Origin of the sequence: Serratia symbiotica (assembly GCF_000821185.2) — a bacterium.
Lineage (GTDB): Bacteria > Pseudomonadota > Gammaproteobacteria > Enterobacterales > Enterobacteriaceae > Serratia > Serratia symbiotica.
Genome location: NZ_CP050855.1, coordinates 2,766,886 through 2,780,471 on the forward strand (window position 1 = coordinate 2,766,886; position 13,586 = coordinate 2,780,471).

Annotated in this window: 9 protein-coding genes and 1 pseudogene; 2 read left to right on the forward strand and 8 right to left on the reverse strand. The window is 53.5% G+C overall.

All coding sequences use genetic code 11. The annotated features are described in order from the left end of the window. Positions 1 to 6 precede the first annotated feature (6 nt). Entirely contained in the window at positions 7 to 2,823 is a 2,817-nt protein-coding gene (gene ileS / locus SYMBAF_RS13775; RefSeq protein ID WP_040262646.1) for an isoleucine--tRNA ligase, read from the reverse strand. A 205-nt stretch (positions 2,824 to 3,028) separates the two neighbouring features. Further along, positions 3,029 to 3,961, reverse strand: coding sequence for a bifunctional riboflavin kinase/FAD synthetase (ribF, locus tag SYMBAF_RS13780; RefSeq protein ID WP_006709602.1), 933 nt, complete (start codon positions 3,959 to 3,961; stop codon positions 3,029 to 3,031). A gap of 389 nt (positions 3,962 to 4,350) precedes the next feature. Between ribF and rpsT the strand changes: the two genes are divergently transcribed. Beyond that, the gene (gene rpsT, locus SYMBAF_RS13785) at positions 4,351 to 4,614 is read left to right on the forward strand and encodes a 30S ribosomal protein S20 (RefSeq protein ID WP_006709603.1); all 264 of its coding nucleotides are present in this window, start codon (positions 4,351 to 4,353) and stop codon (positions 4,612 to 4,614) included. Here rpsT and SYMBAF_RS13790 read toward each other — a convergent pair. The 5 genes and pseudogenes from SYMBAF_RS13790 to tal form a co-directional block, all read right to left on the reverse strand. Next, a pseudogene (locus tag SYMBAF_RS13790) lies at positions 4,598 to 4,981 on the reverse strand (hypothetical protein); the annotation flags it as partial. The gene rpsT and the pseudogene SYMBAF_RS13790 overlap by 17 nt on opposite strands. A gap of 389 nt (positions 4,982 to 5,370) precedes the next feature. Further along, entirely contained in the window at positions 5,371 to 6,483 is a 1,113-nt protein-coding gene (dnaJ, locus tag SYMBAF_RS13795; RefSeq protein ID WP_006709605.1) for a molecular chaperone DnaJ, read from the reverse strand. Between the two features lie 96 nt (positions 6,484 to 6,579). Next, positions 6,580 to 8,493, reverse strand: coding sequence for a molecular chaperone DnaK (gene dnaK / locus SYMBAF_RS13800; protein ID WP_040262641.1), 1,914 nt, complete (start codon positions 8,491 to 8,493; stop codon positions 6,580 to 6,582). An 836-nt stretch (positions 8,494 to 9,329) separates the two neighbouring features. Beyond that, positions 9,330 to 9,917: a molybdopterin adenylyltransferase gene (gene mog, locus SYMBAF_RS13805; protein ID WP_040262637.1), complete on the reverse strand. Its 588-nt coding sequence runs from the start codon at positions 9,915 to 9,917 to the stop codon at positions 9,330 to 9,332. Between the two features lie 323 nt (positions 9,918 to 10,240). Next, positions 10,241 to 11,194, reverse strand: a complete 954-nt coding sequence (gene tal, locus SYMBAF_RS13810; protein WP_040262635.1) for a transaldolase — start codon at positions 11,192 to 11,194, stop codon at positions 10,241 to 10,243. 281 nt (positions 11,195 to 11,475) lie between these two features. Between tal and yaaA the strand changes: the two genes are divergently transcribed. After that, positions 11,476 to 12,249 carry a peroxide stress protein YaaA gene (yaaA, locus tag SYMBAF_RS13815; protein WP_040262633.1) on the forward strand — a complete coding sequence of 258 codons (774 nt, stop codon included), beginning with the start codon at positions 11,476 to 11,478 and terminating at the stop codon, positions 12,247 to 12,249. A 47-nt stretch (positions 12,250 to 12,296) separates the two neighbouring features. On the opposite strand, the gene thrC is transcribed toward yaaA, so the two are convergent. Beyond that, the gene (gene thrC, locus SYMBAF_RS13820; protein WP_040262631.1) at positions 12,297 to 13,586 is read right to left on the reverse strand and encodes a threonine synthase; all 1,290 of its coding nucleotides are present in this window, start codon (positions 13,584 to 13,586) and stop codon (positions 12,297 to 12,299) included.

Here is a 13,586-nt window from a genome sequence, read left to right on the forward strand (position 1 = left end):
GGGTTCTCAGGCATAGTTACGCTTTTCGCCGTCGCCGGCTACGTTGGTCACACAGCGGCCGCAGATGTCTGTGTGTTCCGCCACCAAGCCGATATCGGTGGTGTAATGCCAGCAACGCGGGCACTTTTCACCTTCAGCGGTGCTAACGGCGATTTTTAGCCCCTTCAGCAATTCGGTAGCCTGAGCATCCACTGGTGCATCGGCCAACGGTGCAACATGCGCGGCAGAAGTCAGCAGCACAAAGCGCAGTTCGTCTTGTAGGCTATTCAGCCGCTCTGCCAGTTCGCTGTCGGCGTACAGGGTCACCGCCGCCTCCAGCGGGCTGCCGAGGCGTTTGTCGGCGCGCGCCTGCTCCAGCACCTTGTTCACTTCGCCGCGCACCTTCAGCAGCTCAGCCCAGAAAGCATCGTTCATGTTTTCGCCTTCCGCCAGGGCGAATAGGCCTCTATACCACTCTTCAGTAAATACGTACTGCGCGCGTTTGCCTGGCAGGAAGCCCCAGATTTCATCGGCAGTGAACGACATGATCGGTGCCATCCAGCGCACCAGTGCTTCCGCAATGTGGAATAGCGCGGTCTGGCAGCTACGACGGGCGATGCTGTCACGCTTGGCGGTGTACTGACGATCTTTGATGATATCCAAATAGAAGGATCCCATTTCAACCGAGCAGAACTGCATCAGACGTTGCACTACTTCGTGGAAATCGTAATTGGCGTAAGCCTGTTCGATATCCTGCTGCGCTGCCAGCGCACGGCCAACCGCCCAGCGATCCAACACCACCATCTCTTCCGGTGCCACGCAGTCGGTACTGGGTTCGAACCCGTTCAAGTTGGCCAGCAGGAAACGCGCGGTGTTGCGGATACGGCGGTAAGAATCGGCTGCACGCTTGAGGATCTCATCGGATACCGCGATTTCGCCGGTGTAATCGGTAGACGCCACCCACAAACGCAGGATATCGCCGCCCAGTTTGTTCATCACCTCTTGCGGGCTGACGGTGTTACCGATCGACTTGGACATCTTGCGCCCCTGACCATCAACGGTAAAACCGTGAGTCAGCACCTCCCTGTAAGGGGCTTTACCTTTCATTGCGGTGGAAATCATTAGCGATGACATAAACCAGCCGCGATGTTGGTCAGATCCTTCCAGGTACATATCGGCGCTGTAGCCGTGAAACTCAGGACGCACGTCTACCACCGAAGCATGAGTCGAGCCGGAGTCGAACCAGACGTCCAGGGTATCCGGCACTTTCTGGTAATCAGCGGCGTCGGCACCGAGGATATCGGCTGCGTCCAAATCCCACCACGCCTGAATACCGCCCTGCTCGACACGCTTGGCCACTTCTTCCATCAGTTCTACGCTACGCGGGTGCAACTGCTCGGTGTCTTTATGCACCCACAATGACATCGGCACTCCCCAAGTACGCTGACGCGAGATGCACCAGTCCGGGCGGTTGGCCACCATGGTTTCGATGCGCGCCTGTCCCCAGTCTGGGATCCAGCGCACGCCTTTGATCTCTTCTAGCGACTGCTGACGCAGCCCCTTTTGATCCATGCTGATAAACCATTGTGGCGTGGCGCGGAAGATGATCGGCGTTTTATGACGCCAGCAGCATGGGTAGCTGTGCACCATTTTTTCCCCATGCAACAGCGTGCCTTTCTCACACAGCAGATCGACGATCAGCTCATTGGCCTTGAACACGAACTTACCGTCCAGCAGCGGGTGAGTGCCTGTCAGGTAGCAGCCGTTCGGCCCCACCGGGTTGGCGATCTCCAGGCCATATTTCTGGCTGATAACGAAGTCGTCCGGGCCATGACCACCGGCGGTATGCACCGCACCAGTACCCGCATCTAGCGTCACATGCTCACCTGGGATCGCTGGCACGTCGAAGCTCATAAACGGATGCTGGAAACGCAGCAACGCCAAATCGGCACCTTTGCAGCTACCCAGCACCGTCCATTCGGTGATGCCAGCGCGTTTCATCACGCTTGCCACCAGTTCAGCCACCAGGATCAGGCACTGACCATCGACTTGCACCAGTTGATAGCTGAAATCAGGGTGCAGCGAGATAGCGCGGTTAGCGGGCAGCGTCCATGGGGTGGTGGTCCAGATCACCAGCGAGATGAAACCGCTGAAGTTGCTCACGCCGAACTTGGCCGCGACCGCAGTAGCATCAGCCGCGTGAAACGCCACATCGATCGACGGAGAGGTTTTGTCGTAATATTCTACTTCCGCTTCCGCCAGCGAGGAGCCGCAATCGGTACACCAATGCACCGGTTTGGCACCTTTCAGCAAGTGGCCGTTGCTGATGATCTTGCCCAGCGCGCGGATAATGTTGGCTTCGGTTTTGAAGTCCATGGTCAGGTACGGACGTTCCCAGTCGCCAAGCACGCCCAGGCGGATGAAGTCCTTCTTCTGGCCTTCAACCTGTTCAGCGGCGTATTCACGGCATTTTTGGCGGAACTCGGCCGCGCTCAGCTTTTCGCCCGGCTTGCCGTACAACTGCTCAACCTTCAATTCAATCGGCAGGCCATGGCAGTCCCAGCCTGGAATATAGGGTGAATCGAAACCAGCCAACCCTTTCGACTTGATGATAATGTCTTTGAGAATTTTGTTAACCGAGTGACCAATGTGAATACTGCCGTTCGCATACGGCGGGCCATCATGCAAAATGAAGGTTTTTTTGCCCTTTTTAGCAGTACGGATCATCCCGTACAGATCCTGTTCATACCAACGTTGCAGCATGCCAGGCTCACGCTTGGCTAGATCGCCGCGCATTGGGAACCCTGTTTCCGGCAAGTTCAGGGTATTCTTGTAGTCACTCATGAGATTCTCGTTTCCGTTTTTGGCTATTTACCGGTGATATTTCAAGTTACATCTTTCTTTGTTAGTTGGTTGCCTGTCTATTCGGCCCATCATGTGGGCCTCATTCCTTACGGAGCCACTGCAAGCAGCGTTCAAATCTGCTTTAGGCAGATTTTTCACCCAGATCGCTTACTGAATGCCCGTTCACTAGGGTAAACGATTAAACTCATGTTTTTACCCCGAAGAACTTCCGGGCTGTCACCACATCATCGGCGATTTGCTGCTTCAGCGCATCGAGCGAAGCAAAACGCTGTTCGTTGCGCATTTTCATACGGAGTACCACGTCAATATGACGCCCATAAAGATCCATTGTGACATCGAGCAGATGCACTTCTAGCTGCTGGCACACACCATCAAGGGTCGGCCGCGTGCCGATATTGGCCACGCCGGGGAGCGGATCAGGCCCCAGGCCGTAAACCTCCACCGCATAGACTCCTTTCACGGGTGCCACCAGACGTTTCAGCGGTAGATTGGCGGTAGGAAAACCAATGGTGCGCCCCAGTTCATCGCCGTGCACCACTCGGCCAGAAATGCTGTACGGGTGACCCAGCAAATTTTCTGCCAGCGGTAGGGCACCGTCATCCAAGGCATGGCGAATGGCGGTGCTGCTGATGCGCTGCCCACCTTCACGGAAGGTCGATGTGCTGACCACCTCGAAGCCGTATTCTTTCCCAGCCTGCTGCAATAGCGTGAAATCGCCCTGGCGGCCTGCGCCAAAACGAAAATCATCCCCGACTATCAGTAACTTAACGCCCAGCTTCTCCACCAGCAATTCAGCGATGAACGCCTGTGCGGTGTTGGCGGCGAAACGTGGATCAAACTTGACACACAGCAGGTAGTCTACCCCCGCTTGCGCCAGGTATTTCGCCTTATCACGCAAACGCGTAAGGCGAGCCGGTGCCTGATCCGTTGCAAACATTTCCAGCGGCTGCGGCTCAAAGATCATCACCATGACCGGCAACCCAAGACGTTGTCCCTCTTGCTGCAGTTGCTCCAGCACTGCCTGATGGCCTCGGTGTACGCCGTCAAAATTACCGATGGTGAGCACGCAACCATGGTGGCGCGCCTGAATATTGTGGATGCCGCGAATTAGCTGCATAGCTGGCTCAAAACAATGGAAATCGGCGGATTATACCTTGTACAGTCGGTAAGGTTAACCCGCGATTGGTGCCTTTATGTCATAGGCATACCATACCGGAGATCATCGGTGGGTGAAACGGCTTAGCCGCAAATTATCCTGCGTCTTAAAGCCAATAAGCGCCCCCAACCAGCAGTTGGCACTCATCGCAGCAAATCCTCGGCGAATTTTCGCGGAAACACTGTATTCCCATGCCTTAAGCTGTTAAAATCCTGCGCCATCACAACGTAGCAAGTGCCGCCCGTACAAGCGGCGCTTATTTGCACAAATCCATTGACAAACGAAGGTTAAAAGGGCATATTCCTCGGCCTTTGAATTGTCCTCAATAGAATATATTTGGGAGTTGGACCTTGGCTAATATCAAATCAGCTAAGAAACGCGCCATACAGTCTGAGAAACGCCGCAAGCACAATGCTAGCCGTCGCTCAATGGTGCGTACCTTTATCAAGAAGGTAGACGCGGCTATCGCAGCAGGCGACAAAGAAGCAGCACAAAACGCATTCTCCGTAATGCAACCACTTGTGGATCGTCAAGCGGCTAAAGGACTGTTCCACAAAAACAAAGCAGCGCGTCATAAGTCAAACTTGACTGCACGTATCAACGCAATGCAGTAAGCATTAGGTTATTTGCTTGATAAAAAAACCGGTTCAGGCCGGTTTTTTTATGCCCCGATTCTCCCCTGCTAGCAAAAAACAGCACCGAAAAGTCTTTGTTGCACAACCGCTGCAGGCACCGCAGGATACAGGATCATACGCTCAGCAAAGATGATGTAATATTCTTCCTGTATACTATCAATCCTCCCAATCTCCACCACACGGTCTTCGTTATTGGTATCCTGCACATACAACGTCGGCGCAACGAAGATCGCATTGAATACATACTGAACGCCTTCATCAGCGCGGCATCGTCGAACTCGCCCAGGATCTCGACCTGAGTACCCTGGGTGTTGAACCAGTTGAGCAACTTATGCCCCAGAACGCTGACCGGAGATCAACAGCTTGCCATCCAGGCGTTCTTCCACCACCTTAATCTGACCAGTAATCAGAAACAGTACTTCAGCAGCACCGACCCTGCCTTGCAAACCTGCCAGAAGTAATAAAGGTGATTAAAATTGATATGCGACATGCTCATGAGCAGTTCTCCATAACGTTTCGCTTCGACAAATGTCCTTTTCCTGTTTCAGGCAATGTTCACCCCTATTTGTCCCAATACGCAACAGCCAGAGCCGGTGTTATTGTGTTCTCCTATACGGGATATATCCGCAAACCAATCAACTCACCACAGAAGTTACACATCTTATGCAGATAACAACAAATAAAAACCCCAGGTATAAGCCTGGGGTTGAATCACTCACCATTAAAAACAGTGAATTAGCGAGTCAGGTCGTCAAAGAAGTTTTTCACCCCATCGAAGAAGCTCTTCGAACGCGGGCTGTTATTATCGCCAGAAGGGCCACCGAGACTGGCTTCCAGTTCCTTCAGTAGCTGTTTCTGTTTGTCATTTAGATTAACCGGGGTTTCCACTACCACGCGACATAGTAGATCGCCTTGGCTACCGCCACGCACTGACTTGATGCCCTTATCGCGCATGCGGAACAACTTGGCGGTCTGGGTTTCTGCAGGTATCTTCAGCTTCACCCGGCCATCCAGCGTCGGCACTTCAATCTCACCGCCCAGCGCCGCCATAGCAAAGCTGATTGGCACTTCGCAGTATAGGTTGTTGCCTTCACGCTCGAAGATCGGGTGAGCCTTAACCTGAACCTGAACGTACAGATCGCCCGCTGAAGCGCCATGCTCGCCCGCTTCTCCCTCACCTGCCAGACGAATACGATCGCCAGTATCCACACCTGCCGGGATTTTCACCGACAACGTCTTGGATTTTTCTACCCGGCCATGGCTATGGCACTTGTTGCAGGGATCGTTGATGATCTGCCCACGGCCATGGCAGTGCGGACACGCCTGCTGCACACTGAAGAAACCTTGGCGCATCTGCACTTGCCCCTGGCCGTGACAGGTAGGACAGGTGATCGGCGAACTACCTGGCTTGGCACCACTACCGTGGCACGCATCACACTCCACCAACACCGGAATGCGGATCTCTTTGGTAACGCCACGCACCGTCTCCTCAAGGGAAAGCTCCAGATTATAGCGCAGATCTGAACCACGGGTGGCACGTTTCCGGCGACCCCCGCCGAAGATATCGCCAAATACGTCGCCAAAGATGTCGCTAAAGTCTGCACCGCTACCACCCATGTGGCCTTGTTCAAAGGCCGCGTGCCCGTACTGATCGTATGCCGCACGCTTTCGACTATCAGTCAGCACTTCATAAGCTTCCTTGCTCTGCTTAAATAAGGTCTCAGCGCCTTCTTCCTGGTTACGGTCAGGATGATATTTCATCGCCAGGCGTTTATACGCTTTTTTTATCTCACGCTCATCTGCCGTCTTGCTGACACCAAGAATCTCGTAATAGTCTTTCTTAGCCATTCTTTTTCTTACCCTGAACATGCATGCACGGGCGTAGAGTTACCTCGACGCCCGTGCTGGTTTCCAGTAACGGCTTCGCCGCCGTTCCGTGCCCGCTTAAGGGCGATTATTTTTGTCTTTAACTTCTTCGAACTCAGCGTCTACGACATCGTCGTCCTTCTGTGCCGCATTGTCAGCACCGGCGTCAGCGCCTTGCTGAGGCTGGGCCATTTCCAACAACTTGCCAGAAACCTGCACCAATGCCTGGGATTTAGCTTCGATCGCAGCTTTATCTTCGCCTTTCAACGCTGCTTCCAAGTCTTGTAGCGCCGTTTCAATAGCCGTTTTGTCTTCCGCCGACAGTTTGTCGCCTGCTTCTTCCAACTGCTTACGGGTGCCGTGGATCAAGTGATCCGCCTGGTTACGGGTCTGTACCAGTTCTTCGAACTTGCGGTCAGACTCAGCATTAAGCTCAGCATCGCGTACCATTTTCTGGATTTCATCTTCGTTCAGACCCGAAGAAGCCTTGATGGTGATCTTCTGCTCACGGCCGGTATTCTTGTCTTTGGCGGACACATGCAGAATACCATCAGCATCGATATCGAAAGTTACTTCGATCTGCGCCATACCGCGCGGTGCCGCCTGAATGCCATCCAAGTTGAATTGCCCCAAAGATTTGTTATCGCTGGCGCGTTTACGTTCACCCTGTAGCACATGGATGGTTACCGCAGACTGGTTGTCTTCAGCAGTCGAGAACACCTGGCTGTGCTTGGCCGGGATAGTGGTGTTTTTGGTAATCAACGGGGTCATCACGCTGCCCATAGTTTCAATACCCAACGACAGCGGAGTAACGTCCAGTAGCAATACGTCCTTCACATCACCCGCCAATACGCCAGCCTGCACCGCAGCGCCCACAGCGACCGCTTCGTCTGGGTTAACGTCTTTACGCGGTTCTTTACCGAAGAAGTCAGCGACTTTCTTCTGCACCATAGGCATACGAGTCTGACCCCCTACCAGGATCACATCTTGAATGTCGGAGACCGACAGACCCGCATCTTTCAGCGCCACTTTCAGTGGTTCGATGGAACGCGCAACCAAATCTTCAACCAATGACTCAAGTTTTGCGCGGGTCACTTTGATATTCATGTGTTTTGGCCCGGTCGCATCTGCGGTAATATACGGCAGGTTAACGTCGGTTTGCTGAGCGGAAGACAGCTCAATTTTCGCTTTTTCTGCGGCTTCTTTCAGACGCTGCATCGCCAACGGGTCATTACGCAGATCGATGCCTTGTTCTTTCTTGAACTCTTCCACCAAATAATTGATCAGGCGGCTGTCGAAGTCTTCACCACCCAAATGGGTGTCGCCGTTGGTCGCTAGAACTTCAAAGGTTTTTTCACCATCAACATCGTCGATTTCGATGATGGAGATATCGAAAGTACCACCACCCAAGTCATAAACCGCGATGGTACGGTTGCCGACTTCTTTATCCAAACCGTAGGCCAGGGCTGCGGCGGTCGGTTCATTGATGATACGTTTTACTTCCAAGCCAGCGATACGGCCAGCATCTTTGGTCGCCTGACGCTGTGCATCGTTGAAGTAAGCAGGTACAGTGATCACCGCTTCAGTTACCGGTTCACCCAGGTAATCTTCAGCCGTTTTCTTCATTTTCTTCAGCACTTCAGCAGAAATCTGTGGCGGTGCCATTTTCTGGTCTTTCACTTCTAGCCAAGCGTCGCCGTTGTCAGCTTCGATGATTTTGTATGGCATGATGCCTTTATCGCGCTGCGCTTCTTCGTCCTGGAAGCGACGGCCAATCAGGCGCTTGATCGCAAATAAGGTATTTTGGGGGTTAGTAACAGCCTGACGCTTAGCTGGTTGACCAACCAGAGTCTCACCATCTTGAGTATAGGCGATAATAGAAGGAGTGGTGCGGTCACCCTCGGCGTTTTCCAGCACGCGCGCCTTAGCACCATCCATAATTGCTACACAAGAGTTGGTTGTACCTAAGTCGATACCAATGATTTTGCCCATCTAAACGTCTCCACTAATAATTAATAATCGATCAGGTTGCTAATCTAGCAAGCAGGCAGTCTTTTACTTTTCAACTGCCCGATATTTCAGTTTTACCTGCGGTTAGCAACTGCGGTTGAAAATAAGATGGGGCCATCCAACTCAGCATCAAGGGGCAAAGCGAAAAAATTCTTTTTTATCGTCATCCAGATCATGGTTTTCCCACATCCGCATGCTTTTGCCTACAAGATAAGGCGCGCTGGCAAGCTGTGCTTCTTTCGCTTCTAGCACATCGGTCGATAATGACCGACAACGATGCCAGCGAGAGAAACTGTACTTAAGTATAATTTACGGATTAGGCAGCACAGCGTAAAATCACTCTCGCTTGGCAAATGGCAAAAAAAAACCTGACCGAGAGGTCAGGTGGCCAATTTAACCAACACCAGGGAAAACAGTTCCGGCCAGACAACGGATGCAAAAGTCGCTGCTGGCCGGGCTACTACTTTAACACTGACTACTTTTCTTTCAAACTTATCTTCGCAAACGCGGCAATGTGACCTTGGATATCAGTCTCCCCCTGATCCGCAACCACATGCACAGCACCTCCCACAGCGTACAACAGCAAACGAGGATTTTTGCCAGCAAGGGCAATGATAATATCCGCGTGAGTGTACATACCCAATTCAATGGGGCAGTGACACGTTCGATGGCCAGCGCTGGCTGGCATAAAGCCATCTTTGCAATAGACCAACGAGACAAAATTAACGGTGCTTGCAGTTGGCAAGATTAGCGCCTATCCCTGTAGGTGTAGGTTCTAAGAATAACCGCCGCGTTTAGCATTCACCGATCGCGGAAATTTAGAGAGTTATCTCGCGATACGCGTTCTTAGGACGAAATGCGACCACCACCGCCCCATGCGTTTCCACATAAGGTCCTTCGAGCAGTTGGATGCAATAAGGCACGCTGGCAAAGATACCGTGCACTCGCGTATTGCCCTGCTCATCCTTCACTCCTTCCAACGTTTGCTTGATCGATTTCGGTTGCCCAGGCAGATTAATAATCAACGCCTGCTTGCGGATCGCACCCACCTGACGTGAAAGAATTGCCGTTGGCACATAATGCAGGCTGATTTGGCGCATTTGCTCGCCAAAGCCAGGCATCAGGCGATCGGCGACCGCCAGGGTAGCATCGGGGGTCACATCGCGGGGTGCCGGGCCGGTGCCGCCGGTGGTTAGCACCAGATGGCAACCCAGCTCATCTACCAGTTCGCAGAGCGTTTGTTCAATACGCCGCTGTTCATCGGGGATCAAGCGAGTTTCCAGCTTGAACGGCGTCGCCAGTGCAACGTTCAACCACGCTTCCAACGCCGGAATGCCTTTATCCTGGTAAACGCCGCCGCAAGCGCGGTCAGAAACGGAAACCAAACCAATACGTAAAATATTCATGGGTAATGTCAACCAGCCTGATGGGGCGCTTCACGCCCGGTTGATGATGCTGAGGGTCTAACCCGTCATACTTCCTTCAAGTTGCCTGTGCGTGAGTTTTCCTCACTCACCCCATTCACTTACCGGAGTAAGCGCCTGGGGATTTCCCTGAGGTTCAGCCCGCAGCCCAGCGCAAGCGCCGCTCAAATCGGTTCCCGGCCGATTTGTCGCTGCATTGCCGCCTTCCTGCAACTCGAATTATTTAGGGTCAAAGGCGTTTGCCGATTGCCACAGGCATTGAAAAGGTCGCCGGAGCCACCTTTTTATTGCGCGCCCCTTAACAATTACAGCAGATCGGCGATCATTTTCTCCAGTTTGCCCTGATCTACGGCGAACTTGCGGATACCATCGGTCAGCTTCTCAACCGCCATCGGATCCTGGTTGTGCTGCCAGTAAAATTCAGATTCGGTCAGCGCGCTTGGACGCGCCTTCACTTCACCGGTATAGGACAGTTTACGCTCCAGCGTGCCTTCGCTTTCCGCCAGCGCTTTTAGCAGCGCAGGCGCAATGGTCAGACGGTCGCAGCCGGCCAGCTCGATGATCTCACCAAGGTTACGGAAGCTGGCCCCCATCACCACGGTGTTGTAACCGTGCTGTTTGTAGTACTGATAGATCTCGGTAACGGAAACTACGCCCGGATCTTCGTGCGGTGCGAACTCTTTCTTGTCGCCGTTCGCTTGGTACCAGTCGAGGATACGGCCAACGAACGGCGAGATCAGGTAAACGCCAGCTTCGGCACAGGCACGCGCCTGTGCAAAGGAAAACAGCAGCGTCAGGTTACAGTTGATGCCTTCTTTCTCCAGTTGCTCCGCTGCGCGGATGCCCTGCCAGGTAGAGGCCAATTTGATCAGGATACGGTCATTGCTGATGCCAGCTTCGTTGTACAGCTTGATCAGGCGTTTTGCCTTGGCGACACTGGTTTTGGTATCGTAAGACAGGCGCGCGTCCACCTCGGTGGAGATGCGGCCCGGAACCAGCTTCAGGATTTCCAAACCGATGTTGACCGCCAGCTTGTCAGCAGCATCGGCGATCTGCTGCTCGCGATCGCTGCTCTGCTCGCGCGCCCAGGCGATGGCTTCATCAATCAGTTGGCGATATTCAGGAATTTGGGCTGCATTAAGGATCAGCGATGGGTTGGTAGTAGCATCTTGCGGTTGATACAGCTGCATTGCCGCAATATCGCCCGTATCCGCAACTACTGTGGTGAACTGGCGCAAAGCAGTTAATTTGTCGGTCATGTTGGCATTATCTCATCGTTTGTGCGTAAACTTTTGGCATTATTCAACCATGCCTTTTCCTGATAATAACATGCGTAAAGCCCGGAGCAAGGCTGGAAAGACGCAACCTGGCGGTGCAGGTTTTATCTTTGACCGGGCACCCGTTTACGCGGATATCTTTCGTCTGGAGTAACCCGCAGCCAACACGCTAACTTTGCCGGGCACCGTGCTTATCAGGCTTGTTGTCTTTTTCCCCACGCTTTTTGCTACAGTAACGACACTCGGATAAACAGGATGTGCTCATGCTCGTTATTATTTCACCTGCTAAAACGCTTGATTATAAAAGCCCACTGGCAACAGAACGCTATACACAGCCTGAACTGCTGGATGCGTCACAGCAGCTTATCAAAAGTTGCCGCGCGCTGACGCCAGCACAAATCGCCAGCCTGATGGGTATCAGCGACAAGTTGGCCGGGCTGAACGCCGCACGTTTTAGCGACTGGCAACCCAAATTCACGCCCTTGAACGCTCGCCAGGCACTGCTAGCGTTCAAGGGCGATGTCTATACCGGCCTACAGGCGCAAAACTTCAACGAAGCCGATTTCGATTTCGCCCAGCAGCACCTGCGCATACTTTCCGGCCTGTACGGCGTGCTGCGTCCGCTCGATCTGATGATGCCCTACCGGCTGGAGATGGGCCTCAAACTCGAAAACGCCAATGGCAAGGATCTGTACAGCTTCTGGGGCGAGCAAATCACTAAAAAGCTAAATGAGGCGCTGGAACAGCAGGGGGATGATGTGGTGGTCAATCTGGCCTCCGACGAATACTTCAAGTCAGTCAAGCCAGCCAAGCTATACGGCTCAGTGATCAAGCCAGTGTTCCTTGATGAAAAGAACGGCAAGTACAAGGTGATCAGCTTCTATGCCAAGAAGGCACGTGGCCTGATGAGCCGCTTTATCATCAAGAACCGCCTGACCCAGCACGAACAACTGTTAGACTTCAATCTGGAAGGCTATGCCTTTGACGAGAGCGCATCGCAGGGCAACGAACGGGTGTTCAAACGCCCTGAGCAGTAATGAAAAAGCCGTCGCAAAGACGGCTTGTCGTTTTATGGCGCAGGGTTTCAGGCAGGTAATGACAGCAGAAACTGGCGCAATTCGCTGAAGCGGGCTGGCAAGCGGTGTGACAATAGCGGCAGATCAGCACGCAGCGCCAGCGCCTTCGGTAACGACAGTTTCTGGCCGAGGATCGCTTCGACACTCTGTTTGAACTTAGCCGGATGCGCAGTGCCCAGGAACAGACCAAATTCCCCTTGCTGCAACTGATCGCGCAACGCGCGGTAGGCAGTCGCCGCGTGCGGTTCGGAGATATAGCCCCGTTCAGCCAGCTCACGCAGGGTGTCTTTGGTGGTTTCATCACTCACCGCTGCGTGTCCTAGCTCTGACCATTGCCAGACTTTGCGGCGGAACAGCTCTTCCACCCGTGGCCAGTTGTTCGGCTGGCTGACATCCATGGCGTTAGATAATGTCGCCACCGTGGGGTGCGGCTGCCATTGGCCGTTGCTTAGAAAACGCGGCACGGTGTCGTTGGCATTGGTGGCGGCGATAAAACGCTTCACTGGCAAGCCCAGCGATTTGGCCAGCAGGCCGGCGGTCAAATCGCCGAAATTACCACTCGGCACGGAGATCACCAACTGATTGCGCGCATCCTGCGGCAATTGTGCTACCGCTTCAAAGTAATAGCAGATTTGCGCCAGCAGGCGGCTGATGTTGATCGAGTTGGCAGAATTCAAGTGCAGCGCTTTTTTCAGCGCCCGATCATCAAAGGCTTGCTTTACCAGCGCCTGACAGGCGTCGAAATCGCCGTCGATCGCCATGGTGTGAATATTGCCACCCAGCGTGCAGAATAGCTTTTCTTGCAGCGGGCTGATTTTGCCCTGCGGATAGAGGATCACGACCCGCACGCTCTGCAAGCCATAGAAAGCGTGCGCCACAGCGGCACCGGTGTCACCGGAGGTGGCGGTCAAAATGGTCACCGGCTGGTCACCAGCCACTTGCGCCAGCATCTGCGCCATAAAGCGGCCACCGAAGTCTTTGAACGCCAGCGTCGGGCCATGGAACAGTTCCAAACAGGCCACATCCTCTGCCACCTGCACTACCGGTGCCGGGAATTCAAAGGCGGCTTTTACGCATTGATGCAACGCATCTTCAGACACTTCGTCAGCGATAAACGCCGACAAAAGGCGGCGGCTGCGGGTGACAAAGTCCTGCTCCAACAATTGCTCGATGTCAGTCAGTTCGAACACCGGCAGATCCAGCGGGAAAAACAGCCCTTGCTGTTTACCCAAGCCCTGCTTGATCGCCTGTACGAAGCTGACCTGCTCGTTGTGATCCTTAAGGTTATACAGTTTCAT

Coding starts and splice junctions, on each gene's coding strand:
- ileS (WP_040262646.1), bottom strand. CDS start 2,823: ATGAGTGACTACAAGAATACCCTGAACTTGCCGGAAACAGGGTTCCCA.
- ribF (WP_006709602.1), bottom strand. CDS start 3,961: ATGCAGCTAATTCGCGGCATCCACAATATTCAGGCGCGCCACCATGGT.
- dnaJ (WP_006709605.1), bottom strand. CDS start 6,483: ATGGCTAAGAAAGACTATTACGAGATTCTTGGTGTCAGCAAGACGGCA.
- dnaK (WP_040262641.1), bottom strand. CDS start 8,493: ATGGGCAAAATCATTGGTATCGACTTAGGTACAACCAACTCTTGTGTA.
- mog (WP_040262637.1), bottom strand. CDS start 9,917: ATGAATATTTTACGTATTGGTTTGGTTTCCGTTTCTGACCGCGCTTGC.
- tal (WP_040262635.1), bottom strand. CDS start 11,194: ATGACCGACAAATTAACTGCTTTGCGCCAGTTCACCACAGTAGTTGCG.
- yaaA (WP_040262633.1), top strand. CDS start 11,476: ATGCTCGTTATTATTTCACCTGCTAAAACGCTTGATTATAAAAGCCCA.
- thrC (WP_040262631.1), bottom strand. CDS start 13,586: ATGAAACTGTATAACCTTAAGGATCACAACGAGCAGGTCAGCTTCGTA.